The 25,184-nt window shown below is 68.9% G+C and carries 28 protein-coding genes; 19 read left to right on the top strand and 9 right to left on the bottom strand.

Going from position 1 to position 25,184, the window contains the following annotated elements:
* The first annotated feature begins 2 nt into the window (after nucleotides 1-2).
* Genes KK131_RS14495 through KK131_RS14475 form a run of 5 tightly spaced genes read left to right on the top strand, consistent with a single transcriptional unit; the run spans nucleotide 3 to nucleotide 4,502 of the window.
* Nucleotides 3-1,877: a chemotaxis protein CheA gene (locus tag KK131_RS14495; protein WP_214557450.1), complete on the top strand. Its 1,875-nt coding sequence runs from the start codon at nucleotides 3-5 to the stop codon at nucleotides 1,875-1,877.
* A gap of 5 nt (nucleotides 1,878-1,882) precedes the next feature.
* Entirely contained in the window at nucleotides 1,883-2,623 is a 741-nt protein-coding gene (locus KK131_RS14490; protein ID WP_214557449.1) for a flagellar motor protein, read from the top strand.
* Nucleotides 2,620-3,642, top strand: a complete 1,023-nt coding sequence (gene motD / locus KK131_RS14485) for a flagellar motor protein MotD (RefSeq protein WP_214557448.1) — start codon at nucleotides 2,620-2,622, stop codon at nucleotides 3,640-3,642. Before KK131_RS14490 ends, motD begins: the two co-directional genes overlap by 4 nt.
* Nucleotides 3,643-3,679: 37 nt before the next feature.
* Complete coding sequence (locus KK131_RS14480; protein WP_214557447.1) at nucleotides 3,680-4,159, top strand: chemotaxis protein CheW; 480 nt, start codon at nucleotides 3,680-3,682, stop codon at nucleotides 4,157-4,159.
* Nucleotides 4,149-4,502, top strand: a complete 354-nt coding sequence (locus KK131_RS14475) for a DUF2802 domain-containing protein (protein ID WP_214557446.1) — start codon at nucleotides 4,149-4,151, stop codon at nucleotides 4,500-4,502. Before KK131_RS14480 ends, KK131_RS14475 begins: the two co-directional genes overlap by 11 nt.
* Before the next feature lie 26 nt (nucleotides 4,503-4,528).
* Here KK131_RS14475 and KK131_RS14470 read toward each other — a convergent pair whose 3' ends face one another.
* Both KK131_RS14470 and KK131_RS14465 read right to left on the bottom strand, forming a co-directional pair.
* Nucleotides 4,529-4,783, bottom strand: coding sequence for a flagellar biosynthesis protein (locus tag KK131_RS14470; RefSeq protein WP_214557445.1), 255 nt, complete (start codon nucleotides 4,781-4,783; stop codon nucleotides 4,529-4,531).
* Nucleotides 4,780-5,922 (bottom strand): flagellar hook-length control protein FliK, encoded by a 1,143-nt coding sequence (locus KK131_RS14465; RefSeq protein ID WP_214557444.1) that lies wholly within the window; start codon nucleotides 5,920-5,922, stop codon nucleotides 4,780-4,782. Before KK131_RS14465 ends, KK131_RS14470 begins: the two co-directional genes overlap by 4 nt.
* Before the next feature lie 179 nt (nucleotides 5,923-6,101).
* On the opposite strand from KK131_RS14465, the gene KK131_RS14460 reads away from it, so the two are divergent.
* The 10 genes from KK131_RS14460 (at nucleotide 6,102) to KK131_RS14415 (ending at nucleotide 15,402) form a co-directional block, all read left to right on the top strand.
* Nucleotides 6,102-6,449 (top strand): STAS domain-containing protein, encoded by a 348-nt coding sequence (locus KK131_RS14460; protein WP_214557443.1) that lies wholly within the window; start codon nucleotides 6,102-6,104, stop codon nucleotides 6,447-6,449.
* A 13-nt stretch (nucleotides 6,450-6,462) separates the two neighbouring features.
* Nucleotides 6,463-6,825, top strand: a complete 363-nt coding sequence (locus KK131_RS14455) for a response regulator (RefSeq protein ID WP_027492089.1) — start codon at nucleotides 6,463-6,465, stop codon at nucleotides 6,823-6,825.
* Between the two features lie 8 nt (nucleotides 6,826-6,833).
* The gene (locus KK131_RS14450) at nucleotides 6,834-8,822 is read left to right on the top strand and encodes a chemotaxis protein CheA (protein WP_214557442.1); all 1,989 of its coding nucleotides are present in this window, start codon (nucleotides 6,834-6,836) and stop codon (nucleotides 8,820-8,822) included.
* 106 nt (nucleotides 8,823-8,928) lie between these two features.
* Entirely contained in the window at nucleotides 8,929-9,435 is a 507-nt protein-coding gene (locus tag KK131_RS14445; RefSeq protein ID WP_214557441.1) for a chemotaxis protein CheW, read from the top strand.
* Nucleotides 9,436-9,449: 14 nt separating this feature from the next.
* Nucleotides 9,450-11,189, top strand: coding sequence for a methyl-accepting chemotaxis protein (locus KK131_RS14440; protein WP_214557440.1), 1,740 nt, complete (start codon nucleotides 9,450-9,452; stop codon nucleotides 11,187-11,189).
* Between the two features lies 1 nt (nucleotide 11,190).
* Nucleotides 11,191-12,069 carry a protein-glutamate O-methyltransferase gene (locus tag KK131_RS14435; RefSeq protein ID WP_345777259.1) on the top strand — a complete coding sequence of 293 codons (879 nt, stop codon included), beginning with the start codon at nucleotides 11,191-11,193 and terminating at the stop codon, nucleotides 12,067-12,069.
* Nucleotides 12,069-12,710 carry a chemoreceptor glutamine deamidase CheD gene (cheD, locus tag KK131_RS14430; RefSeq protein WP_214557439.1) on the top strand — a complete coding sequence of 214 codons (642 nt, stop codon included), beginning with the start codon at nucleotides 12,069-12,071 and terminating at the stop codon, nucleotides 12,708-12,710. Before KK131_RS14435 ends, cheD begins: the two co-directional genes overlap by 1 nt.
* 85 nt (nucleotides 12,711-12,795) lie before the next feature.
* On the top strand, nucleotides 12,796-13,887 hold the full coding sequence (locus KK131_RS14425) for a chemotaxis response regulator protein-glutamate methylesterase (protein ID WP_214557835.1): 1,092 nt from the start codon (nucleotides 12,796-12,798) through the stop codon (nucleotides 13,885-13,887).
* Nucleotides 13,888-13,904: 17 nt separating this feature from the next.
* Nucleotides 13,905-15,092 carry a methyl-accepting chemotaxis protein gene (locus KK131_RS14420; protein ID WP_214557438.1) on the top strand — a complete coding sequence of 396 codons (1,188 nt, stop codon included), beginning with the start codon at nucleotides 13,905-13,907 and terminating at the stop codon, nucleotides 15,090-15,092.
* Nucleotides 15,093-15,102: 10 nt separating this feature from the next.
* Complete coding sequence (locus tag KK131_RS14415) at nucleotides 15,103-15,402, top strand: STAS domain-containing protein (RefSeq protein ID WP_056390516.1); 300 nt, start codon at nucleotides 15,103-15,105, stop codon at nucleotides 15,400-15,402.
* A 104-nt stretch (nucleotides 15,403-15,506) separates the two neighbouring features.
* Here KK131_RS14415 and KK131_RS14410 read toward each other — a convergent pair whose 3' ends face one another.
* From KK131_RS14410 to KK131_RS14380, 7 genes are all read right to left on the bottom strand, one after another.
* Nucleotides 15,507-15,869 carry a hypothetical protein gene (locus tag KK131_RS14410; RefSeq protein WP_214557437.1) on the bottom strand — a complete coding sequence of 121 codons (363 nt, stop codon included), beginning with the start codon at nucleotides 15,867-15,869 and terminating at the stop codon, nucleotides 15,507-15,509.
* A 214-nt stretch (nucleotides 15,870-16,083) separates the two neighbouring features.
* A complete protein-coding gene (locus KK131_RS14405; protein ID WP_214557436.1) occupies nucleotides 16,084-16,647 on the bottom strand; it encodes an NUDIX hydrolase in 564 nt (187 codons plus the stop codon).
* A 76-nt stretch (nucleotides 16,648-16,723) separates the two neighbouring features.
* The gene (locus KK131_RS14400) at nucleotides 16,724-17,740 is read right to left on the bottom strand and encodes a magnesium and cobalt transport protein CorA (RefSeq protein WP_214557435.1); all 1,017 of its coding nucleotides are present in this window, start codon (nucleotides 17,738-17,740) and stop codon (nucleotides 16,724-16,726) included.
* A gap of 52 nt (nucleotides 17,741-17,792) precedes the next feature.
* Nucleotides 17,793-19,001 (bottom strand): DUF4105 domain-containing protein, encoded by a 1,209-nt coding sequence (locus tag KK131_RS14395; protein WP_214557434.1) that lies wholly within the window; start codon nucleotides 18,999-19,001, stop codon nucleotides 17,793-17,795.
* 6 nt (nucleotides 19,002-19,007) lie between these two features.
* Entirely contained in the window at nucleotides 19,008-19,847 is an 840-nt protein-coding gene (locus KK131_RS14390; RefSeq protein ID WP_214557433.1) for a transporter associated domain-containing protein, read from the bottom strand.
* A gap of 81 nt (nucleotides 19,848-19,928) precedes the next feature.
* Entirely contained in the window at nucleotides 19,929-20,390 is a 462-nt protein-coding gene (gene ybeY, locus KK131_RS14385; protein WP_214557432.1) for an rRNA maturation RNase YbeY, read from the bottom strand.
* Nucleotides 20,387-21,367: a PhoH family protein gene (locus tag KK131_RS14380; protein ID WP_214557431.1), complete on the bottom strand. Its 981-nt coding sequence runs from the start codon at nucleotides 21,365-21,367 to the stop codon at nucleotides 20,387-20,389. Before KK131_RS14380 ends, ybeY begins: the two co-directional genes overlap by 4 nt.
* A 110-nt stretch (nucleotides 21,368-21,477) precedes the next feature.
* On the opposite strand from KK131_RS14380, the gene KK131_RS14375 reads away from it, so the two are divergent.
* Genes KK131_RS14375 through KK131_RS14360 form a run of 4 tightly spaced genes read left to right on the top strand, consistent with a single transcriptional unit; the run spans nucleotide 21,478 to nucleotide 25,179 of the window.
* Complete coding sequence (locus tag KK131_RS14375; protein ID WP_214557430.1) at nucleotides 21,478-22,152, top strand: TetR/AcrR family transcriptional regulator; 675 nt, start codon at nucleotides 21,478-21,480, stop codon at nucleotides 22,150-22,152.
* The gene (locus KK131_RS14370; RefSeq protein WP_214557429.1) at nucleotides 22,149-23,123 is read left to right on the top strand and encodes an HlyD family efflux transporter periplasmic adaptor subunit; all 975 of its coding nucleotides are present in this window, start codon (nucleotides 22,149-22,151) and stop codon (nucleotides 23,121-23,123) included. The genes KK131_RS14375 and KK131_RS14370 overlap by 4 nt, the downstream gene beginning before the upstream one ends.
* Nucleotides 23,120-24,073, top strand: coding sequence for an ABC transporter ATP-binding protein (locus KK131_RS14365; RefSeq protein WP_250887310.1), 954 nt, complete (start codon nucleotides 23,120-23,122; stop codon nucleotides 24,071-24,073). The genes KK131_RS14370 and KK131_RS14365 overlap by 4 nt, the downstream gene beginning before the upstream one ends.
* Complete coding sequence (locus KK131_RS14360) at nucleotides 24,070-25,179, top strand: ABC transporter permease (protein ID WP_214557428.1); 1,110 nt, start codon at nucleotides 24,070-24,072, stop codon at nucleotides 25,177-25,179. The genes KK131_RS14365 and KK131_RS14360 overlap by 4 nt, the downstream gene beginning before the upstream one ends.
* The last annotated feature ends 5 nt before the right edge of the window (nucleotides 25,180-25,184 follow it).

Genomic DNA, 25,184 nt, shown 5'->3' with positions numbered 1-25,184 from the left:
TCGTGAACGCGGAATTCGACAGCGAGCTGCGCCAGGATTTCCTGGTCGAGGCGGGTGAACTGCTGCAGCGCCTGGGCGAGCAGCTGGTCGGGCTGGAAGCGGCGCCGGGTGACGGCGAACTGCTGAATGCGGTGTTCCGCGCCTTCCACACCGTCAAGGGCGGCGCCGGGTTCCTGGCGCTCGAACCGATGGTGGTGCTGTGCCACCACGCCGAGGATCTGCTCAACGAAGCCCGCAACGGCAACGTGGTGCTCGGCGCCATCCACATGGACGCGTTGCTCGAGGCGCTCGACCTGCTCAACGACATGATGGCGGCGGTGGGCGCCGGGGCGCCGCTGGGCGTGCCGCCGGCGGCGCTGCTGGAATCGCTGTTGCCGGGAACCCGGCCGGCCCCGGTCGTCGTGCCGGTGGCCGCCCCGGCGCCGTCGGCGGATGGCGGCGCGATCGACGACAGCGAATTCGAGGCCCTGCTGGACAGCATGTACGGCAGCGCCGCTCCGGGCACCGTCACGCCGGCGGCGTTGCCGGCCGTGCCGGCCACGTCCGCGACGATCGACGACGACGAATTCGAGGCGCTGCTGGACGCCTTGCACGGCAAGGCCGGGCAGCCGGCCGCGGCAGCCACGGTGGCGCCGGCGGCGGTGGCCGAAACGGCCGCAGCGAAACCTGCTGCGGCCGCAGCGACGCATCATGCGGCGCCGGCGGAGAACACCGTGCGGGTCGATACCGCACGCCTGGACGTGCTGGTCAACCATGCCGGCGAGCTGGTGCTGGTGCGCAACCGGCTGCTCAGCTTGGCCGCGCGCAACGGCAGCGAGGCCCTGGTCGCCGCGGCCAGCGAGCTGGACCGGGTCACCGACGAACTGCAGACCGCCGTCATGGGCATGCGCATGCAGCCGGTGGGCCGGCTGTTCCAGCGCTTCCCGCGGATCGTGCGCGACCTGGCGCGCCAGCTCGGCAAGGAAGTGGAGCTGGTGCTGGAAGGCGAGGGCACCGACCTCGATCGCAGCCTGGTCGAGGCGCTGGCCGATCCGCTGATCCACCTGCTGCGCAACGCACTCGATCACGGCGTGGAAATGCCGGACGAGCGCGCACTTGCCGGCAAGCCGCGCAAGGGCCGGGTATGCCTGTCGGCCAGCCAGCGCGGCGAACGCATCGTGATCGCGGTGCACGACGACGGCCGCGGCATGGACCCCGACATCCTGCGCCGCAAGGCGGTGGAGAAGGGGGTGATCGACGCCGTGCAGGCCTCGCGGCTGAGCGAAGGCGAATGCTACGAGTTGATCTTCCGTCCCGGCTTCAGCACGGCCGCCGCAGTCTCCGACATCTCCGGCCGTGGCGTCGGCATGGACGTGGTGAAGACGCGCGTGACCGAGCTCGGCGGCACTTTGCAGGTGCATTCGAGCCTGGGTCACGGCAGCGAACTGGAACTGACCGTGCCGCTGACCCTGGCGGTGCTGCGCGTCTTGATGGTGCGCGTGGACACGCGCCTGCTCGCGCTGCCGATGGGCAACGTGGAGGAGGTGTTCGAACTCGACGACGGCCAGGATTGCCTGCTGGACGGCCGCCTGGTCGCCAGGCATCGCGGCCGCGCCCTGCCGCTGGTCAACCTGGTCGGCTGGGCCGGAGCGGTGGCGGCCGCGGGCCGGCACGTGGCGGTGCTGCACATCGGCCACCAGCGGCTGGGCTGCCTGGTGCATGAGGTGCTCGGTCGCGAGGACGTCATCGTCAAGCCGCTCGGCCCCCTGTTCGACGGCGTGCCGGGCATTGCCGGGGCCACCGTCACCGGCGATGGCCGGCTGGCGCTGGTGATGGACCTGGCCGGCCTGGCCAGCGATGCCGGGCAACTTTCCGCTTCGCTGCAACCGGCCGGCTGACCGCCATGGATCTGGTAAGCATCATCGGCACCATTCTGGCCTTCCTGGTCATCATCGTCGGCACCGTTCTGAAGGGATCCACCGTCGGTGCGCTGTGGAATGCGGCGGCGTTCGTGATCGTCTTTGCCGGCACGGCCGCGGCCCTGCTGGTGCAGACCCAGGGCAAGGTGCTCAAGCATGCGTTCAAGATGCTCTCGATGGTCTACCGGCCGCCCCAGCACAGGCCGGGCGACTTGATCAGCCGGATCGTCGGCTGGAGCGAGATATCGCGCCGGCAGGGCCTGCTCGGGCTGGAGCCGCAGATCGAGGCGGAGCCCGACCCGTTCGTCAGCAAGGGGCTGCAGCTGCTGGTCGACGGCGGCGAGCCGGAAGCGATCCGCAGCGTGCTGGAGGTGGACCTGGAAACCCGCGAGTCGATCGATCTGGCGGCGGCCAAGGTATACGAGATGGCCGGCATCTACTCGCCCACGCTGGGCATCATCGGTGCCGTGATGGGGTTGATGGCGGTGATGCAGAACCTGGCCGACCCGAGCAAGCTCGGCCATGGCATCGCCGCGGCCTTCGTGGCCACCATCTACGGCGTGGCGCTGGCCAACCTGTTCATGCTGCCGATGGCGGCGCGGCTGAAGGGCCTGATCCACAAGCAGACGCAGATGCGCGAGATCCTGATCGAGGGCCTGGTGTCGATCGCACAGGGCGACAACCCGCGGCAGATCGAGGCGCGCCTGCAAGGTTACGTGGCATGAGAAGGCGCAGACACGAGGAACACGTCAATCACGAGGCCTGGGCGATCCCCTACGCCGACCTGATGACCTTGCTGCTCGCGTTCTTCGTGGTGATGTATGCGGTGTCGGTGGTCAACGAAGGCAAGTTCCGGGTGATGTCCGAGTCGCTGATCGAGGCGTTCAACGGTTCCAGCCACGCGATCGCGCCACTGCCGCCGACCCGCATCCGGCCGCACAACATCGCGCCGGCGATCGCCGCGCCGGCCGGCCAGTCGGGTTCGTCGATCGTGCCGATCGCGGTGCCGATCCCGCCGCATCCGGTGCCGGCGAGCGGCGGCAGCGGACGCGAGGCGGGCCACCAGTCGAAGCAACAGCAGGAAAACCTGGGGCGCATCGAGGACCAGGTGCGCAAGGCGCTGCAGCCGCTGATCGACCGCAAGCTGGTGGTGGTGCGGCACAAGCCCGACTGGCTGGAGATCGAGATCCGCACCGACATCCTGTTCCCCAGCGGCGTGGCGCAGCTGTCGGAGCCGGCCAATGCGGTGCTGCGCGACCTGGCGGCGATCCTGGCCCGGTTCGGCAACCCGTTGCGGGTGGAGGGTTTCACCGACGATGTGCCGATCAGCAACGCGCTGTATCCGTCGAACTGGGAACTGTCGGCGGCGCGGGCGGCCAGCGTGGCGCGCCTGTTTTCCATGACCGGGATCGCTCCCGCGCGCCTCGGCATCATCGGCTGGGGCGAAATGCGCCCGGTCGCCGACAACGCCACCGTGGAAGGCCGCAACCAGAACCGGCGCGTGCTGGTGGTGGTGATGAGCGATCGCCCGGCCGTGCCGCGCGACCACGTCACGCCCGAGCACGTCGACGAGGTGGCCGGGCTCGCGACCGCGCCGGCACCGATCGTCGAGATGATGCCCACGGTGCGCGTCAGCAGTGGCAGCAACGGCACGCCGGCCCGGGTAGCGAGTGGCGCCGAAAGTCCCGCACTGCCCGACGTCGTCGCCGGCGGACCGGCTCACCGGACCAATTCGAGCAAATGAAACCGATGACCGCAGCCACCGACCATGGAGTAGACGCATGAATGCCGCCGCCTCTGCGCCCGAAGCGCGTACCCGGCACTGGCTGTCGTTCCGTATCGGGACGCAGCTGTATGCGGCGCCGCTGGACGACGTCAGCGAAGTCATCCGCGATGGCGACCTGACGCCGGTGCCGGGCGCCGCCCCCGACCTGCTGGGCGTGCGGCATCTGCGCGGGCGCATCGTGCCGGTGATGGACGGCCGCTGCCGGCTGGGCCTGCCGGCGCTGCCGGCGGCGAATCCGGCCACGGTGCGCGTGGTGATGCTGTCGCACGCCGGCCAGCGGGTCGGCCTGCTGGTGGACGCGGTCGGCGAACTGCTGTGCAGCGACGGTATCGACATCGCGCCGCCGCCGCCGGGACGGGCCAGCCGCGACGACGACCCGGTCAGCGGCGTGCTGGCCTGGCAAGGCGGCTTCGTGGCCTTGCTCGATGTCCGCCGGCTGTGCCGGGCGGGCGATGGGAGCGGCCATGTGGCTTGAAGCCGGCGTGGGCGTCTTGCTGCTGCTGGCGCTGGCGCAGTCGGCGCTGCTGTTCCATGGCTGGCGCCAGTTGCGCGAGTTGCAACGGCAGGTCGCCGCACTGTCGCACGACGCAGCCCATGCCCGCACCGACGTGCCGACCTCGATGCTGGTGACGGCGCTGGGGCGGCTGGAGCGCCAGGTGGGCCGGCTCGAACAGCAACCGCCGCCGGCGCGGCAGTCCTACGAGCTGGCCCAGCAGCTGGCGCGCGAAGGCGCCGACGTGGAACAGCTGGTCAGCCGCTGCGGCTTGTCGCGCGACGAGGCGCGGCTGGTCCTGCAGATGCATCCGGCCAATCCCTGATTCGGGTGCGGCGTGGCGGGGGCCGATCACTCTTCGGCCGCGTCGTAGACGGCGGCCAGCACCGAGGCGGCAGCCGCGTAGAGCAGCACCGGCACGTCGTCGCGCAACCGCAGCGACGCCAGCAAGGCGGCGATCTGGGGATCGTGATGCAGCGGCAGGCCCAGCGCCTGCGCACGCGCCAGCAGGACTTCCAGCGACTCGGGCGGCATCGCCTTGATCTGCGCATGGTTGCCGCTGGCCAGCCGCAGGCTGACCCGGCGCGGAGGCGATGGCGTATTCATGCAGTGGCCTGCAGCAGCACGGAGCTGTGCCGGCCCAGCGGCTGCGGCAAGCCGACCTGGCAACTCAACTGGTCGAGCAGGACGCCGCAGGCAGCGAGCCGCTGGCGCAGCGGGCCGAACTGGCGTTCCATCCGCTGCGCGGTCTCCGCCTGTTCGGCCCACAGGCGCACCGCCAGCCGCGGCTCGCGCAATTGCAGCTCGCCCTGCACCGGGCCCAGTGCGGGCAAGTCCAGCGCGAAGCCGAGCGTCCAGCCGTGAGTGCCGTCGGCGAGGTCGGCGGCGAACTCCAGCTGGAGCTGCAGTACGTCGCGCCCGTCCTCTCCCTGCAGCGGAATCTCGATCATCCACGCCGACAGCGGATTGGTGCTGGCCTCCAGCTGGGCCACCTCCACCCGCGCCAGCGCCGCCTTCACGTCGCCATGCAGGCGATCCAGCAACGGGTCCACGGCATCGTCGGCGGGCGCCAGCGGCAGTGGCAGGCGTGGCTGTGCTTGCACGCCGCGTTGCAGCAGCGGCGGCGCGGCGTCGCTGCGGTCCGGCGCCGGCGGCGCCGTGGCGCGCCGGTCGAGCAAGCCGGCCAGGCGCAGCAGCGCACCTTTCCAGTCGTCCTCGGCCAGCGCCGCCAGGTTGCCGTGCGGGCTGGCCAGCCGGGATTCGAAGAACAGGCCGCTGCGGCTGATGGCTTCGCGCAGACCTTCGCCACGGGTGATTTCGGCGGGAGTGCGCAGCGACTGCTCGAGCAGGGCCAGTGCCGTGCGCAGGTCCGGCGGCAACTGGCGCAGTACCGGCCGCTGGGCCAGCGCGCCCAGGGTGGCCAGCAGGGGCGCATAGCCGTTCTGCTGGGGCAGGCGCTCGCGCAGCACGCGCTGGAACGTCGGGTCGGCAGGAAGCGACAGCACCTCCAGTTGCGGCTGCGCGCCCAGGCTCAATACGCGGACCTGGAACTGCGCCGGCAACTGGCTGCCAGGCACGTCCGCCTCCACCGCGAGGGCGCCGATCTGCAGGATCAGCAGGCCTTGCGGGTTCACGCCCAGGGGCCGCGCCGACAGCACGGTGCCGATGCGCCAGCTTGGCGCGGTGGTGCCGGAGGCGGCACCGGCCCAGGTGAGGGCGGCCAGGCTGGTCGGTTGGATGATCAAGTCGGTTCCTGCACGCGGGCGCCGTGGGTGCGAATGGGTTCGTCCTGAAGGACATCGGCCGCGCGCAGGCGAACTTGAGCCGCGTTCGGCGCCGGCAGACTGCCTCACGACGCCCTAAAGCGATCGCGCCCGTGGCCGATAAGTCCTCGTCAGCGCAGTAGCGCGAGTGGAGCGGCGGCATGGCCGGCAAACGGGCGGCGAAGCAGAAAGAGGACAGGCAACGGGAGCCGGTGGCGGACGGCGCGGCCGTGGTGGTGCTTCCGGCGGACTGCCGCATCGCCGCCCAGGCCGCGCTGAAGGCGAAACTGCTGGGTGCGCTGGAACAGGGCGCCATCGTGGTGCTGGACGGCAGCCAGGTGGAGCGTGCCGACACCGCGGCCCTGCAGTTGCTGGTGTTGTTCCAGCGCGAACTTCAAGCACGCGGCGGCACGCTGGGCTGGCGTGGCGCGAGCGAGGCTATCAACGAGGCGGCCGGCCTGCTTGGCCTGGCACGGATACTGGAACTGCCGGCCGCAGGGCTGGCCTGAACGAGGTGGTGGCATGGCAAAGATTCTTGCAGTAGACGATTCGGTTTCGATGCGCGGCATGGTGGCGTTCACCCTGCGCGGCGCCGGGCACGAGGTGGCCGAGGCCGAAAACGGGCAGCTGGCGCTGGATGTCGCGCGCGGCAGCTCGTTCGACCTGGTGCTGGCCGATGTCAACATGCCGGTGATGGACGGCATCGCGATGGTGCGCGAGCTGCGCGCGATGGATGCCTACAAGGGCGTGCCGATCCTGATGCTGACCACCGAGTCGCATACCGAGAAGAAGATGGAAGGCAAGGCGGCCGGCGCCACCGGCTGGCTGGTCAAGCCGTTCGATCCGGAACAACTGCTGGCCACCGTCAAGCGCGTGCTGGGTTAAGGAACGCCATGAGTGCGGTCGACCTGACTCAGTTTCACAAGACTTTCTTCGAGGAAAGCCGGGAAGGGCTCGACGCGATGGAGGCCGCGCTGCTGGCGCTGGATTCGGGTTCGACCGACCACGAACTGGTGCATACCATCTTTCGCGCTGCGCACTCGATCAAGGGCGGCGCCGCGACATTCGGGTTCGCCGACGTGGCCGCGTTCACCCATGTCGCCGAATCGCTGCTGGAAGAGGTGCGCAGCGAACGCCGGGCGGTGGATTCCGGGCTGATCGAGCTGCTGCTGCGCTCGGTCGACTGCCTGCGCGCGATGCTGGAGCGGTCGAGCCAGGGCCAGCCGGTGGCCGACGCCGAGAGCGAGGCGCTGCGCGTCGAGCTGGTGCAGCTGGTCAGCGGCGAGGTTGCCGTGCCGTCCGGCGCGGCCGCGCCTGCGGCGGCACCGGCAGGCGGCTGGACTATCGGATTCACCGCCATGCCGCACCTGCTGCAGACCGGCAACGATCCGTTGCGGCTGTTCCGCGAGCTGCAGCAACTGGGTCGCCTGGAGGTGGTGCGCGCGTTCATCACCGACAGCGCGCCGGCGCAGCTGGCCGAGCTCGACCCGAGCCAGTGCCATCTGGGCTGGGAGTTGCGCCTGCACGGCGCCGTCGCGCGCGGCGACGTCGACGCGGTATTCGACTGGCTCGACGGCGATTGCGAGCTGACCGTCGCGCCGCTGGTCGATGCCGCGGCGGTGCCGGATGCTCCGGCGCCGGAAATCGCGGTGCCGGCGGCGGCCACGCCGCGGCCGGTGCGCGAGGCGGCCGCCGCTTCCGGCGAAGGCAGCTCGATCCGCGTGGGCATCGACAAGGTCGATGCGCTGATCAACATGATGGGCGAGCTGGTGATCACCCAGTCGATGCTCAGCGACATCGGCGAGAAATTCGAATTGTCCCAGCTGGGCCGGTTGCGCGACGGGCTGGTGCAGCTCGAACGCACCACGCGCGAGCTGCAGGAAAGCGTCATGCGCATCCGCATGCTGCCGATCGCCTCCGTGTTCAACCGCTTTCCGCGCCTGGTGCACGACCTGGAGCGCAAGCTCGACAAGCGGGTCAGGCTGGAGCTGCATGGCGAGCACACCGAACTGGACAAGACGGTGCTGGAGAAGATCGGCGACCCGCTGGTGCACCTGGTGCGCAATGCGATCGACCATGGCCTGGAGTCGCCGGCGCAACGCAAGGCCGCCGGCAAATCCGAAACCGGCACGCTCAAGCTCAACGCGTACCACGAAGGCGGCAACATCGTGGTGCAGATCAGCGACGACGGCGCCGGACTCAACCGTGCCGCGATCGTGGCCAAGGCGCAGCAACGCGGCCTGGTCGCCGCGGGACAGGAGCTCGGCGACGCCGAGGTGGCCGAACTGATCTTCCAGCCGGGCTTTTCCACCGCTGCGCAGGCCACCGACCTTTCCGGCCGCGGCGTGGGCATGGACGTCGTGCGCCGCAACGTGCGCGATCTGGGCGGCAGCGTCGGCGTGCGCAGCGTGCCCGGCAAGGGCAGCACGTTCACCATCACCTTGCCGCTGACCCTGGCGATCATCGACGGCCTGGTCACCGCCGTGGGCAGCGAACGCTACATCGTGCCGCTGACCTCGATCGTCGAGTCGCTGCGCCTGCGCGCCGACGCGGTGCGCCGGATCGCCGGCGGCGGCGAGGTGTTCCACTTCCGCGACGAATACCTGCCGATCATGCGGCTGCATCGCGCCTTCGCCTGCGGCGATGCGGTCACCGACATCGAACGCGGCATCGTGGTGGTGATCGAGGAGGACGGCCGGCGCGTGGGCCTGCTGGTCGACGACCTGCTCGGCCAGCAGCAGGCGGTCGTCAAGTCGCTGGAAGCGCATTACCGGCGCGTGCAGGGCATCTCCGGCGCGACCATCCTCAGCGACGGCTCGGTCGCGCTGATCGTCGACGTGGGTGGCGTGGTGCGGCTGGGTCAGCGCAGCAAGGCTGCCTGATCGAACGCGTGCGGGCACTCAAGTTACCGGCGTTCGCGCCGACACAGAAGGCAGCAGGACGCGCAGACGTCCGTCACGAGGCTATCGCCCCATGTACGAAGACCCCATGTACGAAGACAAACGGGCCGCGGCACCGCCGTTGCAGCAACTCACCTTCGGCCTGGCCGACGAGGAGTACGGCGTGGACATCCTGGCCGTGCGCGAGATCCGCAGCTGGTCGCGCGTCACCCGCATTCCGCAGACGCCGGATTACGTGCTGGGCGTGCTGAACCTGCGTGGCGCGATCGTGCCGATCATGGACCTGCGCCTGCGCTTCGGCCTGCAGCGCGAAAGCTACGGCGACGACACCGTGGTGATCATCGTCGCCATCGCCGAGCGCCTGTTCGGCATCGTGGTGGATGCGGTATCCGACGTGGTCGACATCGACCCGACGGCGATCAAGCCGGTGCCCGACATGGGCGCGGTCGTGGACACCCGCTATCTGAAAGGGCTTGCCACCCACGCCGAACGCATGGTGATGCTGCTGGACGTGGAAAAACTGATGCGTCCAGAGGACGTGGAAACACTGGACGCGGCGTTGCCGGCCGTCCAGGACGTTGAAGTCGCCGCCTGACCCGGGAAATCGAGATGAAGATGAAGAATTTGAAGGCTTACCTGGCCCGACTGACCACGCTGACCGTCAAGATGCGCCTGATCGGCGTGCTCGGCCTGTTGTGCGTGATGTTGCTGGTAGGCGCCTGGATCGGACTGGGTGGCATGGCCCGCGCGAATGAAAGCGCCCGCCAGATCTACCAGGACGAACTGATTCCGCTGACCAGCATCAACGAGGTGGCGCGCGGGTCGCTGAACAGCTTCATCTCGCTGAGCGAGGCGACTTTCCACAAGGACGACAAGGCGATCGTCCAGCAGAAGCTCGCGGAGGTGGCCAAGGCCGCGGTGACGGACGCGGCGCTGCTGAAGAAACTGGGTGCGGGCAGGATGTCGCCGGCGGTCAAGAAGCAGTGGAGCGCGTTCGAGAGCGCCCGCGGCGACGTGGCCTCGTCGATGACCGAGATCACCGATGCGCTGAACCAGGCCGACGAAGGCGCCAATGCGCTGCTCTACTCCGACGTGCTGCCGAACGTGACGATCATGAGCGCGGAGATGAACAAGCTCATCGCCATGCAGGTCGACGAAAGCAGGCAGCAGTACGAATCGGCCGTGAGCAGCTACCAGCGCATCCGCCTGATGACTTTCGCCGCACTCGGCGCCGGCATGCTGCTGGCCGTGCTGATGGCGTTCTTCCTGATCCGCTCGATCGTGGGCACGCTCAACCGGGCCGTGCGCGTGGCGAACGCCATCTCGCAGGGCCAGCTGGGGCACAACATCGTCACCCGCCGCAAGGACGAGCTGGGCCGCCTGCTGGAGGCGTTCCGGCTGATGGACGAGCGGCTCACCCTGACCGTCGGCGAAGTGCGCCTCGGTTCCGATGCGGTCAGCACGGCGGCGCAGCAGATCGCCCGCGGCAACGACGACCTCAGCCAGCGCACGCAGGAGCAGGCATCGAGCCTGGAGGAAACCGCTTCGTCGATGGAGCAGATGACTTCCACCGTCAAGCAGAATGCGGAAAACGCCAGCCATGCCAACCAGCTCGCACGGGGCGCCCGCGAACAGGCCGAGCGTGGCGGCGAGGTGGCCGGCAAGGCGATCGTCGCGATGAGCGAGATCAACGCGTCCAGCAGCAAGATCACCGACATCGTGGGGCTGATCCAGGAGATCGCCTTCCAGACCAACCTGCTGGCGCTGAACGCGGCGGTGGAGGCGGCGCGTGCCGGCGAACAGGGCCGCGGCTTCGCGGTGGTGGCCACCGAGGTGCGCAGCCTGGCCCAGCGCAGCGCCGGCGCCGCGAAGGAGATCAAGGCGCTGATCAATGACAGCGCCGAAAAAGTGCGCTGTGGTTCGGAGCTGGTGAACCAGTCCGGCAAGGCGCTGGCGGAAATCGTCGAGAGCGTGAAGAAGGTCACCGACATCGTGGCCGAGATCGCCGCGGCCAGCCACGAGCAATCCGCCGGCATCGACCAGGTCAACAATGCGGTGATGCAGATGGACGAGATGACCCAGCAAAACGCCGCGCTGGTCGAGGAGGCCGCGGCGGCCGCCCGCGCCATGCACGAGCAAGCCGGCGAACTGACCCAGCAGGTCGGCTTCTTCCAGTTGAACGGAAGCGGCGCGGCACCGGCTGCATCGCCCGCGCCGACGCGGGCGAAGAGCGCAGCAGCCGAGGCCGAAGCGGTGTTCGCCACCGTGCGCGGCACCCCGGCACCCGTCCGTCCGTTGCGTGCGGCCGTCGAAGCCACCAGCGAAGCAGGCATGTGGAAGGAATTCTGAAGTGAGCGCGGTGCCCGGCACGTTCGATCACGGCATCGCCTCCGGCGACGGCGGCCCGTTGCTGGGCGATGCCGACTTCCAGTACCTGCGCGCCTTCGTTCTCGAGCATTGCGGCATCGCGCTGGGCGAGCACAAGCGGCAACTGGTGCAGGGCCGCCTGTTCCGCCGCTTGCGTGCGCTGGGTTTGCCGAACTTCGGCAGTTATTGCGAGCTGTTGCGACGCGATCCGCACGGCGAGCTGGGCGAACTGGCCAGCGCGATCAGCACCAATGTGACGTCGTTCTTCCGCGAGATGCATCACTACGACCTGCTTGCCAGCGAACTGTTGCCGCGCTGGCTGCGCGAGAGGCGCCGCGAAGGCGATCGTCTGCGGATCTGGTCGGCGGGCTGTTCCACCGGCGAGGAACCCTACGCGCTGGCAATGGTGCTGGCCGAAGCGATCGAGCAGAGCGGCAGCCGGCTGGATGCGAAGATCCTGGCCACCGACCTGTCGCCGCAGGCACTGGAGACCGCGCGCAAGGGCGTGTATCCGCTGGAACGCCTGGCCGGCATCAGCGCTGAGCGCTGCCGGCGCTGGATGCTGCGCGGCGAGGGCGCGTACGAAGGGCTGGCCTGCGTCCATCCGCGCCTGCGCGAGCTGGTCACCATCGAGCCGCTGAACCTGCTGCACCCGTGGCCGATGCGCGGACCGTTCGATGCGATCTTCTGCCGCAACGTGGTGATCTACTTCGACCAGCCGACCAAGCGGCGCCTGTTCCATCGCTACGCGGAGCTGCTGCCGGCGGGCGGCTATCTGTTTCTCGGCCATTCCGAATCGCTGCTCGGCGTCAACGACGAATTCGAACTGATCGGGCGCACTGTCTACCGGAAACCCGGTTGATGGTCGCGGTGGCCGACAGGAGGCAGGGTGAGGCTGCGGTGCTGCCGGGTTTCGAGCACCTGCACCGGTATTGGGACCCGGCGCAATCGCGCATGACGGTGAAGGTGTTGCCGGGCGAGTTCTATGTCAGCACCCGGGACGAGCTGGTCACCACCGTGCTCGGCTCCTGCATATCGGCCTGCATCCACGATGCGCGCCGCGGCATCGGCGGCATGAACCACTTCATGCTGCCCGAACCGCGCGGCGAGCGTGACAGCTGGACATCCACCGTCGGCCGTGCGGCGCGCTACGGCAGCGACGCGATGGAGCAGCTGATCAACGCGATCCTCGTCGCCGGCGGCCAGCGCGCCGACCTGCAGGTCAAGATATTCGGCGGCGGCCGCGTGCTGGCGCAGCTGACCGACATCGGGCGGCGCAATATCGATTTCGTGCAGCGCTATATCGCCGCCGAAAAGCTGAACCTGTGCGCATCGGACCTCGGCGACGTGTACCCCCGGCAACTGCAGTTCTTCCCCCACAGCGGCCGTGCGCGCGTGCGCATGCTGCGCCGTCACGACGACGTGGCGCTGGTGGCCGACGAGCGCATTTACCTCAAGCGTTTGGCAAATGACCCGATAAAGGGTGAGGTCGAGCTTTTCTAGCGGCGGCTTCGGCTCCGCGGAAGGCCGGCGAGGCCGCCGTCGATGCGACGCGGCTTGAGTTTTCTGGCAGGTGAGATGGATGGCGATGGAAAAAGTGCGTGTCCTGGTGGTCGACGATTCGGCGTTGGTGCGCAAGCTGATGACGACGATGCTTGCCTGCGATCCCGGGATCGAGGTGGTCGGCACCGCCGCCGACCCGCTGATCGCGCGCGAGAAGATCAAGCAGCTCGATCCGGACGTGCTGACGCTGGATGTCGAGATGCCGCGCATGGACGGGCTGACGTTCCTGGAAAACCTGATGCGCCTGCGGCCGATGCCGGTGGTGATGGTGTCGTCGCTGACCGTGCAGGGTGCCGAGGTGACGCTGCGCGCACTTGAGCTGGGCGCGGTGGATTTCCTGGCCAAGCCCAGCAGCGACCTGGCCAGCAGTTTCGGCGAGAAGGCGCAGGAGATCTGCGCCAAGGTGAAGCTTGCCGCGAAGGCCCGGCCGCGCGCCCGCACGGTGGTGCGCAAACTGGAAGTGGCGCCGCGCCTTTCGGCCGACGCGGTGCTGCCTCGCGTGCAGACGGCGGGCACGCGCGGCGGCAGTCCGGTCATCGTGATCGGCGCCTCGACCGGCGGCACCGAAGCGGTCCGCGTGGTGCTGGAAGCGATGCCGCCCGACGCGCCGCCGATCCTGGTCACCCAGCATATCCCCGCCGCGTTCAGCGGCCCGTTCGCGGAGCGGATGGACCGCTGTTCGGCGATGCGGGTATGCGAAGCCCAGGATGGCCAGCCGATCCAGACCGGCCACGCCTACATCGCCCCGGGCGGCCAGCACCTGCTGGTGATGTGGGACGGCGCCAAGTATGTGTGCCGGCTGCACGATGGCCCGCCGGTGAATCGGCACAAGCCCAGCGTGGACGTGCTGTTCCGTTCCATGGCGGCCAGTGCGGGAGCCGGCACCATCGCCGTCCTGCTGACCGGCATGGGCGACGACGGCGCGCGCGGCCTGCTCGAACTGCGCCAGGCCGGTGCCGCGACCCTGGTGCAGGACGAGGCCAGCTCGGTGGTATGGGGCATGCCCGGTGCCGCCTGGAAACTCGATGCGGCAGCCGAGATGCTGCCGCTGGATCACATAGCGGCGCGCCTGCTCACGCTGGCGCGCCAACCTCGCGACGGCGCTTCGCGCACCTGACCCACGGATATCGGCTCATGGTTGTCCTGTCTCAATTGGTCCGGCATTTCGCCAAACGTCCGCCCTACGGCTGGCTTGCCAGCATGCTGGCCCTGGTGCTGGCGCTGCTCTGGCATCCGGCGTGGCTGGCGCCTTTGCTGATCGCCGCGCTCACCGCGGTGTGGATCGTCGAAAGCCGGCGCCCGCGGGAGGCGCCGCCACCGGCCGCCGCAGCAGGCAACAGCGCGCCCGTGCGCGAGGCGCTGGAAGACGTCCGCGGCGCGCTGGTGGACGAGCTGGGCCATGCCACCCGCGAGCTGCACCAGGGGCTCGACCTGTTGCGCGATGCGGTGTCCGAGCTGGGCGGCGGGTTCGACGGTTTGTCGCACAAGACGGGACTGCAGCAGTCGCTGCTGAAGCAGATCATCGACGTGCAGAACGGCGGCGTGTCGGTGCAGGACTTTGCCGCCCGCACCAGCGACCTGTTGCAGCATTTCGTGGGCATGGTCGTGCAGATGTCGCGCGAAAGCCTGCGCATCGTCTACCGCATCGACGGCATGGCGAAGGAAATGGATGCGGTGTTCGGCCTGCTGAAGAACGTCAGCACGATCGCCGAGGAAACCAACCTGCTGGCGCTCAACGCCGCGATCGAGGCGGCCCGCGCGGGCGAGTCCGGCCGCGGCTTCGCCGTGGTGGCCGGCGAGATCCGCAGCCTGGCCAGCAACTCCAACCAGTTCAACGAACAGATCGGCAGCCACGTCGAGCGCGCCCGCGCGGCGATGGAGCAGTTGCGCGGCCTGGTCGGCGCCATGGCCTCGCAGGACCTCAACGTGGCGCTGTCGGCCAAGGGCGGCATCGACGCGATGATGGCCCACGTCACCGAGAGCGATGCGCGCACCAGCGCGGTCGCCGACCAGGTGGTCGAGATCAATCGCGGCCTCGGCAGCGACGTTTCCACCACCATCCGCTCGCTGCAGTTCGAGGACATCCTCAGCCAGCTGCTGCGGCAGACCCGCACCCGGCTGGTCGAGTTGCAGGAGGTCGTGGGCGAGTGCACGCGCGACATCGAGGAACTGGCCTGTGGCCCGATCGACGCCGACGCGCTGGCAGGACACGCCCAACGGGTGCGCAGCCGGCTGGCCATCCAGCGCGAAAAGGCACGCCTGCGCTCGCGCGGGCCTGCCTTGCAGAGCTCGATGGACGCCGGCGAGATCGAATTGTTCTGAGGAGCACAGCATGATCGTCCATCACGACAGCGAACACGATTGCCTGACCCTGCAACTGGGCCAGCGCTTCGACTTCAGCATCCACCGCGATTTCCACGAGGCCTGCCTGGACAGCGGCAAGGCGGCCCGCAGCTATGTCATCGACCTGGGCGAGGTGACCAGCATGGACAGCTCGGCACTGGGCATGCTGCTGCTGCTGCGCGAGCATGCCGGCGCCGATCGCGCCGAGATCCGCATCGTCAATGCCGGCAACGAATTGCGCAGCACGCTGCGCGTGGCCGGTTTCGACAAGCTGTTCGTGCTGCACTGAAACGCCGCCGGGCGGCGGTCAGTCCGCCGGGGCCCGTGAGCCGGACAGCAAAAAGGCCCCGTGCGGGGCCTTTTTGCTTGTTGCAGCAGGTGCGGTTGCCGGGTCTACCAGGCGCGCACGGAAATCACGGAGACCGTATAGGCGGCCATGTCCGACTGGTAGCGGAAGCGCTTGCCGAAGTCGAACCTCGCAGCCGCGCCAGGGGCGATGTTGGTGGTGCCGGCCGGCCATCCCTGCTTGCTCTGGATCACCTTGCCGCCGGAGTCCTTGACGTCGATGTTGATCTGCGCGGCAGCGGGTTCGGCGCAGTTGTTCACCAGTTCGCCGCTGAGGACGAGTCGGGTCGACCCTCCCGTGCCGTTGGCGGACAGCTTGACATCCTTGATGGCGAAGTCGGTGGGCGCGCAGGCGGCGTGGGCGGCCAGCGGGAGGAAGATCAGCGAGGCGGAGAGAAGCAGCGTTTTCATGGGCACGAATCCGTAGGTCCAGGGAAGCCAGGTAGGGGACCGGCCGGGGGCGACAAAGGTCCACATCCTCGGAATCGGCCGGCACGCCGGAATCTTTAGGCTCGCCATGAAGTCACGTTCGTGCCGGGCGATGCACGACACCGCACCGCACCGTGTGTCGCGTGGCGCCGACCGGGGGCGTTGCCTGGCCGGGGCTTCTCGTTGCCGTGGTGGTTTACCGGCCAGGGTGCTCGATGAACCACAACCCGGCGAACAATTTCGGGTCGATCGAATAGCCTTCGGCGGCTCGCGCGAACAACCAGGCGCCCGCCTCGCGGCGCGGGACTTCGTGCACCACGATGTTCTCGGTTTCGTCGCCGCCGCCGGGACCGACTTTTTCCAGCTCCCAGGCGCGCACGAAGGTGATCATCTCAGTGCTCATGCCCGAGGACGACGGGCCGCGATGGACGAATTCCACCCGTTGGCAGCGCCAGCCGGTTTCCTCCTCCAGTTCGCGCCGGGCGGCCAGCAGCGCGCTTTCGTCGGCTTGTCCGGCCAGGTCGCCGACCAGGCCGGCCGGCATCTCGATGGTGTTCTGCAGGATCGACACGCGGTACTGCTCGACGAACAAGACCTTGTCCGCAGGCGTCACCGCCAGGATGATCACCGCGCCGCCGGGGTTGTTGCGTTCGGCGTACTCCCAGCGGCCGCGCTTGCGCAGGCTCAGCCAGCGGCCTTCATGCAGGGTTTCCACCGGGGCGTTGGCGTCGGCGGGGATGCGGCTGGCGGAATCGTTCATCGGTCATCGGGTGCGGGGAAAACCAGCCGACATGGTGACCGTTCCCGGCGGCAGCGACAACCGGCTGTGGCCCGAGCTACAGCCACCGTGCGCGCTTGAGCCCGATGTAGATGCCGCTGACGACGCTGGCCATCACCACGATGATCGCGGGGTAGGCCCAGGGGCGGCTGAGCTCGGGCATGTGGGCGAAGTTCATGCCGTACCAGCTGGTGAGCAGGGTCGGCGCGGCGAGCATGGCGGCCCAGCCGGCGAGCTTCTTCATCACCTCGTTCTGGCGCAGGCTGACCAGCGAGAGGTTCACGTTGATCGCGGCGGTGAGCATCTCGCGCATCGCGCCGATCGCCTCGTTGACGCGGAAGGCGTGGTCGTAGACGTCGCGGAAGTACGCGTGCAGCACCTCGGGGATCAGGTTCGGGTGCAGCCGGATCAGCTGGTTGATGATGTCCTGCAGCGGCGCCACCGCCAGGCGCAGCGTCATCAGGTCGCGCTGCATGTCGTACAGGCGGCGCACGGTGCTGCTCTTGAACGTCTCGCCGAAGATGTCGTGTTCGAGCTGGTGCACTTCCTCGCGGAAGTCGCGCACGATCGGCAACAAATTGTCGACGATGAAATCGAGTACGCCGTACAGCCCGTAGCTGGGGCCGTTCGCCAGCAGTTCCGGCGCGTGTTCGCAGGTGCGCCGCGCCGGCGCGTAGGACTGCGAGGCGCCGTGGCGCACGGTGACCAGGTAGCGCGGGCCGAAGAAGATGTGCGTTTCGCCGAAAGCCAGTTCGCCGCCGATCAGCTGCGCGGTCTGCACCACCAGGAACAGCGAGTCGCCGTAGGCTTCCAGCTTGGTGCGCTGGTGCGCGGCGTGCGCGTCCTCGATCGCCAGGTCGTGCAGGCCGAATTCGTCCTGGATCTTTTCCAGCAGATCCTCGTCCGGTTCGTACAGGCCGACCCAGACGAAGGTGTCCGGTTCGGTCAGCACGTCGCTGATCGCGTCGATGGTGACGTCGCCGATCCGGCTGCCGTCCTTTCGGTAGGCGATGCAGTTGACCACCATGGGCTGGTCGCTGGTCGGCGGTGCGCTCGACGACGTGATCGGATTCATGCGCGCATCATGCCCCGCGCCGATGGGCGGGGCAATTGCGCGGGGTGGGGCATCAGCGATGGCGGCGCAGGCTCCAGGCCAGCGCCAGCCAGCACGGCAGGGCGAACAGCAGCCACGGCTGGTTCTGCTGCACGGTGCCGGGCAGCAGGTGCAGCAGCACGGCGACCATGCAGGCAAGCAATTGCACGGCGATCACGCCGTCGATGAAGCGCGAGGCGGCGTAGCCGCGGCGCGAGCGCCACAGTGCCGGCAGCAGCAGGAAGGCCAGCGGATTGAACAGCAGCAGGTTCGCGTTGGCCCACGCCGAGTGGTGGGTGGTCAGCGTCCACAGCACCAGCAGCAACAGGCCGACCAGGCCGGCCGCGAGCAGGTACAGCGTGCCGAGCAGGGCGTAGCCGGCGGGCCACCGGCGGTGGGCGAGCACGATCAGCGCGGCCAGCAGCAGCCCGGCCAGGGCCAGCGGCAGGCGCAGGTCGGGCGCGGTTGCCGGCGGTGCCTCCAGCCGGTTCGGCGAGACGAGTCGCTCGGCCTGCAGCAGCGGACGCAGGCCGCCGTGGCCGTCGTCGACGCGCACCTCGCGCAGTTGCGCCTGCAATACCTCGGGCAGGAAGCTTTCCTGCCAGGCGTCCAGCGGCTGGTCGGCGTACGGCCCCAGGCCCAGGTCGAGCACCAGCATCAGCCAGGGCTGCGCGCTCATCAGCCGGTCGGTCTGCTGGCGGTAGGTCATGCCGCCGCGGCGTGCCTTCAGGCGGCTTTCCAGCACGCCGCCGAGTGCCTTGTCCAGCGCGTCGCGCACGCGGGTGGTGCAGTTGTCGACGTAGTAGTCGTAGGCGTAGCCGGCGTTCTCCGGGCGCAGGTTCCACAGCAGGAAGTCGCGCAGCGCAGTGGCCTGGTCGGCAGTCATCGCCAATTGCTGGCGGGTGATCGAGCGGCCGGCCTCGACGTAGAAACTCTCGTCGAGGCCACTGGGCGCGGCGTCCATCAGGTAGTGCATGCGGCCGCGGGCGAAGTTCAGCAGGAAGTTCTTCTCGCTGAAATCGAACACGCCGTAGTTGAAGTTGACCGCCTCGCCCGAGGCCGTGTCGCGCAGCTCGATCGCGTCGTGGCCGAAGCGCTCCCAGTAGGTTTCGCCGGGGCCGTAGGTGACCAGCGAGACTTCGAGGTTGGCGCCGGGGGCGTTGGCGACGCTGGCATGGGCAGGCGGGAGCAGGGCCAGCATCGACAGCGCGAGCAGCAGGAGGTTGCGGCTGATCAGGTTCATGCGGCCTTACTGCTTGACCACGCGGAACTGCTGCACGCGGCGGTCGTCGGCTTCGGTGACGTGGAACAGGTAGTCGCCGATGCCGACCTCCTCGCCGACCTCGGGCAGGTGGCCGAATTCGGAGGTGACCATGCCGCCCACGGTGTCGTATTCCTCGTCGGAAAAATCGGCGCCGGTCTGTTCGTTGAAATCCTCGATCGGGGTCAGCGCGCTGACCAGCCAGTCGCCGCCGGGCTGCGCGTGCATCAACTCGGGCTCTTCCCCGTCGTCGTGCTCGTCGTCGATCTCGCCGACGATCTGTTCCAGCACGTCCTCGATGGTGACCAGGCCGGCGACACCGCCGTACTCGTTGACCACCAGCGCCATGTGGTTGCGGCTGAGCCGGAATTCCTCCAGCAGCACGTTCAGGCGCATCGACTCGGGGATCAGCACGGCCGGGCGCAGGATCGCGCGGATGTCGAAGTGCTCGGCGGCGCCGAAGTATTTCAGCAGGTCCTTGGCCAGCAGGATGCCGAGGACCTCGTCCTTGTCCTCGCCGTGCACGGGAAAGCGCGAGTGGCCGGATTCGACCACCGCGGCGAGGATGTCGGGCAGCGGCGACTCGGCCGCCAGCATCACGATCTGCGCGCGCGGCACCATCACGTCGTCCACGCTCAGTTCGGTGACCTTGATCGCACCCTCGACCATGGTGAGGGTGTTCGCGGACAGCAGTCCGTTGCTCTGGGCGGAACGCAGCTCCTCGATCAGTTCGTCGCGGTTGCGCGGTTCGCCGGAAAACATGTGGCCCAGTCGATCCCACCAGGTTCGGTGGGCCGGGCCGCTGGTACTGCCAGGGTCGTCGCTCATTACTCGTTGGGATTCTGCCCGAGACCGGGCGGAAGGCCGATTCTAGCGGAAAAATCGTGACGGTTCAGGGCACAAACACCCCTACCGGTACGGGTCGGCGATGCCCAGGCTGGCCAGGATGCGGGTTTCCAGCGCCTCCATCGCTTCGGCCTCGGCATCTTCGATATGGTCGTAACCGAGCAGGTGCAGTACGCCGTGGACAGTCAGGTGAGCCCAGTGGTCGCGCGGCGGTTTGCCCTGTTCGGCGGCCTCGCGCAGCACCACCGGGGCGCAGATCGCCAGGTCGCCGATCAGTGGCAGGGCCACCCCGGGCGGCAGTTCGACGGGGAACGACAGCACGTTGGTGGCGTAGTCCTTGCCGCGATAGTCGCGGTTGAGCGCACGGCCTTCGTCGGCGTCGACGATGCGGATCGCCAGCTCGGCGCTCTTGCGCCGTTTCGCCCCGCGCAGCGCCGCTTCGACCCAGCGCCGGAAGCTGGCCGGCGCGGGCAGGCCGGCGCGCGGCACGGCGTAGCCGACGGCGAGCGTCAGCGGTGCGCTCATTCGCCGTCCTCGTCCTTCTGTTCGAACGCCTCGTAGGCGCGCACGATCTTCGCCACCAGCGGGTGGCGCACCACGTCGCGCGAGGTGAAGAAGGTGAAGTTGATGCCGCTGACGCCGCGCAGCACCTCGATCGCCTGGCGCAGGCCCGAGCGGGTGTTGCGCGGCAGGTCGACCTGGGTGACGTCGCCGGTGATCACCGCCACCGTGCCGAAGCCGATGCGGGTGAGGAACATCTTCATCTGCTCGACCGTGGTGTTCTGCGCCTCGTCGAGGATCACGTAGGAATCGTTCAAGGTGCGCCCGCGCATGTAGGCCAGCGGGGCGATCTCGATCACGTTGCGCTCGATCAGCTTGGCCACCTTCTCGAAGCCGAGCATCTCGTACAGCGCGTCGTACAACGGGCGCAGGTAGGGATCGACCTTCTGCGACAGGTCGCCGGGCAGGAAGCCCAGCTTCTCGCCGGCCTCGACCGCCGGGCGCACCAGGATCAGCCGCTGCACCCGGTTCGCCTCCAGCGCCTCGACCGCGCTGGCGACGGCCAGGTAGGTCTTGCCGGTGCCGGCCGGGCCCACGCCGAAGTTGATGTCGTGGCTGGCGATCGCGTGCAGGTAGCGTGCCTGATTCGGACCGCGGCCCTTGATCACGCCGCGCTTGACCTTGATCACCACTTCCTGGGCGCCTTCGGCGGCCGCCTCGGTGATCGCGTCGATGCCGGATTCGGCCAGCTGCAGGTTGATCTTCGCGCCGGTCAACGCCTCGTCTTCGGTGGTGGCGTACAGCGCGCGCAGCACCTTCTCGGTGGCCCTGGCGGGGGCGTCCTCGCCGATCACCTGGAAGATGCTGCCGCGGTGGTTGATCTCCACGCCGAGGCGCAGCTCGACTTGGCGCAGGTGCTCGTCGAACGGCCCGCACAGGTTGGCGAGGCGGGCATTGTCTTCGGGGTCGAGAATGAAATCGCGCTGGTTGAGTTCGCTCATAGGGGCGCGAGAGTAGCGCGCCGCTGCCGGAAGAGCCATGACGACAGTCGGCCGTGAGGAGCACGATTTCATCGGTTGCGTACAATTAAATGTTGAATTAATTTATGCGCATGGCTACCTCGACCAAGCGTGCGAAAGCCGGGCGCCGCGCCGGACGCCCCAGCGGCGACGACCTGGACCTGCGCGCGCGCCTGCTGGATGCCGCGATCGCGCAGTTCGCCCGGGTGGGGATCGGCGCGACCCCGTTGCGCGCGATCGCCAGCGAGGCCGAGGTCACGCCCGCGATGCTGCATTACTACTTCGGCGACAAGCCGCGGCTGGTCCAGGCGCTGGTCGAGGAGCGCCTGTTGCCGGCCCTGGCACCGCTGCGCGTGCAACTGGAACAGGTCGGCGACGATCCGCGGGTATTGATCGAAACTTTCGTGCGCGGCATCGGCGAAGTGGTGGCGCGCCACCCATGGCTGCCGCCGCTATGGGTGCGCGAGGTGCTGTGCGATGGCGGCGCGTTGCGCGAAGTGCTGTTCGCCCAGGCCGTTCCGGGCGTGCCGCAGCTGCTGGCCCGGCGCTTCGCGGCGGCGCAGGCGGATGGACGGCTGAATGCCGATCTCGATCCGCGCCTGCTGGTCGTCTCGCTGGTCGGGCTGACCCTGTTCCCCGCCGCCGGTGCGCCGATCTGGCGGCGCGCGTTCGGTGCCGAGGGGCTGGGACCCGAGGCCATGCTCAGACACACGCTTGCGCTGCTCGATCGTGGCGCGGGTGCAGCCGGATCCGGAGAAACCGCATGAACGTCGCACGCACGCTTCGTCGCCTGCCACTGGCCATCCTGCTCGCGGTCGCCGGCCTTGCCGCCTGCAGCAAGCAACCGCCGCAGGCGCTGGGCACGCTCGAATACGACCGCATCACCCTGCCGGCACCGGCCGCCGAGCGCATCGTGGCGATCGAGGTGCGCGAGGGCGAACAGGTCTCGGCCGGACAGGCGCTGCTGCAGCTCGATCCCGCGCATACCCGATCCGAACTCGCCGCGGCCCAGGCGCAGGTGCGGCAGCAGCATGAAGTGCTGGCCGAGCTCGAGACCGGCCCGCGCGTGGAGGACATCGACAGGGCGCGGGCGAACCTGGCGGCCGCGCAGGCGCAGGCGCGCGAGGCGCGTGCCTATTACGACCGCCTGGCGCCGCTGAAGGGCAAGGGTTATGTGGCGGCGGCCGATCTCGACCGTGCCCGCGCCGCGGCGGGCAACGCCGAGGGCCAGGTGGCGGCGGCGCAGGCCGCGCTCGACGAGCTGTTGCACGGCACCCGTCCCGAGCAGATCGCCCAGGCACGGGCCGCCGTCGCGGCGGCGGAGGCGCAGGCCAGCGCGCAGCAGGTGCTGCTGGGCAAGCTGGACATCGTGGCGCCGCGTGGCGGGCGGGTCGACAGCCTTCCGTACAAGCTGGGCGACCAGGCCCCGGTCGGCGCGCCGGTGGCGATCCTGCTGGCCGGCGATGCGCCGTATGCGCGCATCTACGTGCCCGAGCCGCAGCGCGCCGGGGTGCATGTGGGCGATGCGATCCGGGTATTCGTGGCCGGCCGCGACCAGCCGTATGCCGGCAAGGTGCGGATGATCCGCAGCGAGCCCGACTTCACCCCGTACTACGCGCTGATCGGCGACGACGCGGCGCGGCTGAGCTATCTCGCCGAGGTCGCGCTGGGCGCGGATGCGGCCGAGCTTCCCGCCGGCCTGCCGGTGCGCGTCGAATTTCGCGGGGCCGCGAAATGACCACCGATGCCGACGGCGTGGCCATCCGCGCGCGCGGCCTGACCCGGCGCTTCGGCAAGCTGGTGGCGGTCGATCATGTCGACCTCGAAGTACCGGCCAGACGCGTCTACGGCTTCCTCGGTCCGAACGGCTCGGGCAAGTCGACCACGATCCGCATGCTGTGCGGCCTGTTGACGCCGAGCGAGGGCGAGATCGAGGTGCTCGGCCTGCGCATCCCGGCGCAGGCCGACGCGCTGCGCCCGCACATCGGCTACATGACGCAGAAATTCTCGCTGTTCGAGGACCTCAGCGTGCGCGAGAACCTGGAGTTCCTGGCCGCGATCCAGGGCGTGCCGAAGGCGAAGACGAAAGCCCGCATCGACGAACTGATCGGGCAGTACCACTTCGGCGACCGGCAGAAGCAACTGGCCGGCACCATGAGCGGCGGCCAGAAGCAGCGCCTCGCGCTGGCCTGCGCGGTGATCCACGAGCCGGAGCTGCTGTTCCTGGACGAGCCGACCAGCGCGGTCGACCCGGAATCGCGCCGCGATTTCTGGGAGAAGTTGTTCGAACTGGCCGACATCGGCACCACCCTGCTGGTGTCCACCCACCTGATGGACGAGGCCGAGCGCTGCCATCGGCTGGCGATCCTCGACCGAGGCGCGCTGGTTGCCGACGGCACGCCGCATGAGCTGACCGCGCAACTGGAGGGGCGCACCTTCATCGTCGAGACGGACAACCCGCGCGCGGCCCAGCGCGTGCTGGTCGATGTGCCGGGCGTGCTCGGCGTGGCCCAGGTCGGCAATACCTTGCGCGTGCTGACTGGTGCCGACGGCGCGACGCCGGACATGGACAAGGCGTTGGCTACGGCCGGGCAGAAGGCCGGACTGGCGGCGGCGGCGCCGAATCTCGAAGACGTATTCGTCGCCGCCACGCGCAAGGGCGACGGCGACGAGGAGCGTGCCGCATGAACTGGCGCCGGCTGTGGGCGATCGTGATCAAGGAGTTGCGCCAGATGCGCCGCGATCACGTCACGCTGGCGATGATCGTGGGCATTCCGGTGATCCAGCTGGTGCTGTTCGGCTATGCGATCAACACCAACCTGCGCGGGCTCGATACCGGCATCGTCGACCAGGCCAACACCGCCGGTTCGCGCGCGCTGGTGATGGACATGCTGGCCACCGGCGTGGTCGCGCCGGTGGCGAGGGCGGACACGCCGCAGGAACTGATGGCGATGATCCGCCAGGGCCGGATCAGCATCGGCATCGTGGTGCCGCCGGATTTCGAACGTCGCCGCATCGACGGCCGCGAGCTGGCGCAGGTGCTGGTCGACGGCAGCGACACGGCAGTGCAGGGCGCCGCCGCGCAGCTTGCGCAGGCGCCGATCGACAGTGCCCAGCCGGACATGCGCGCACCGCTGACCAGCACGCCGGCAAGCGGGCGGATCAGCGTGGTCAGTTTCTACAACCCGCAGCGACGCTCGGCGGTCAACATCGTGCCCGGCCTGATCGGCGTGATCCTGACCATGACGATGGTGCTGTTCACCGCCATCGCGATCGTGCGCGAACGCGAGCGCGGCAACATGGAATTGCTGATCGCCACGCCGCTGACCAGTTCCGAACTGATGGTCGGCAAGGTGCTGCCGTATGTCGCGATCGGCCTGGTGCAAACCAGCGTGGTGCTCGCGTTGGGCATGTGGCTGTTCGACGTGCCGATCCGCGGCAGCGTGCTCGACGTGTACCTGGCGTCGGGGCTGCTGATCCTCGCCAATCTCACCCTGGGTCTGCTGATCTCGACACGCGCGCAGTCGCAGTTCCAGGCGATGCAGATGATGATCTTCGTGTTCCTGCCGTCGATCCTGCTGTCCGGTTTCATGTTCCCGTTCGCCGGCATGCCGAAGCTGGTGCAGTGGATCGCCGAGGTGTTGCCGCTGACCCATTTCCTGCGCCTGATCCGCGGCGTGATGCTGCGCGGCGCGGGCCTGTGGGAGATGTGGATCGACGTGCTCGCGCTGGTGGTGTTCACGCTGGTGATGATGGCGCTGGCGATACTGCGCTTTCGCAAGCGGCTGGATTGATCCGT

It is taken from the genome of Rhodanobacter sp. LX-99 (assembly GCF_018599185.1).
Taxonomy (GTDB): Bacteria; Pseudomonadota; Gammaproteobacteria; order Xanthomonadales; family Rhodanobacteraceae; genus Rhodanobacter.
This window is presented reverse-complemented; position numbering and strand designations above follow the sequence as displayed.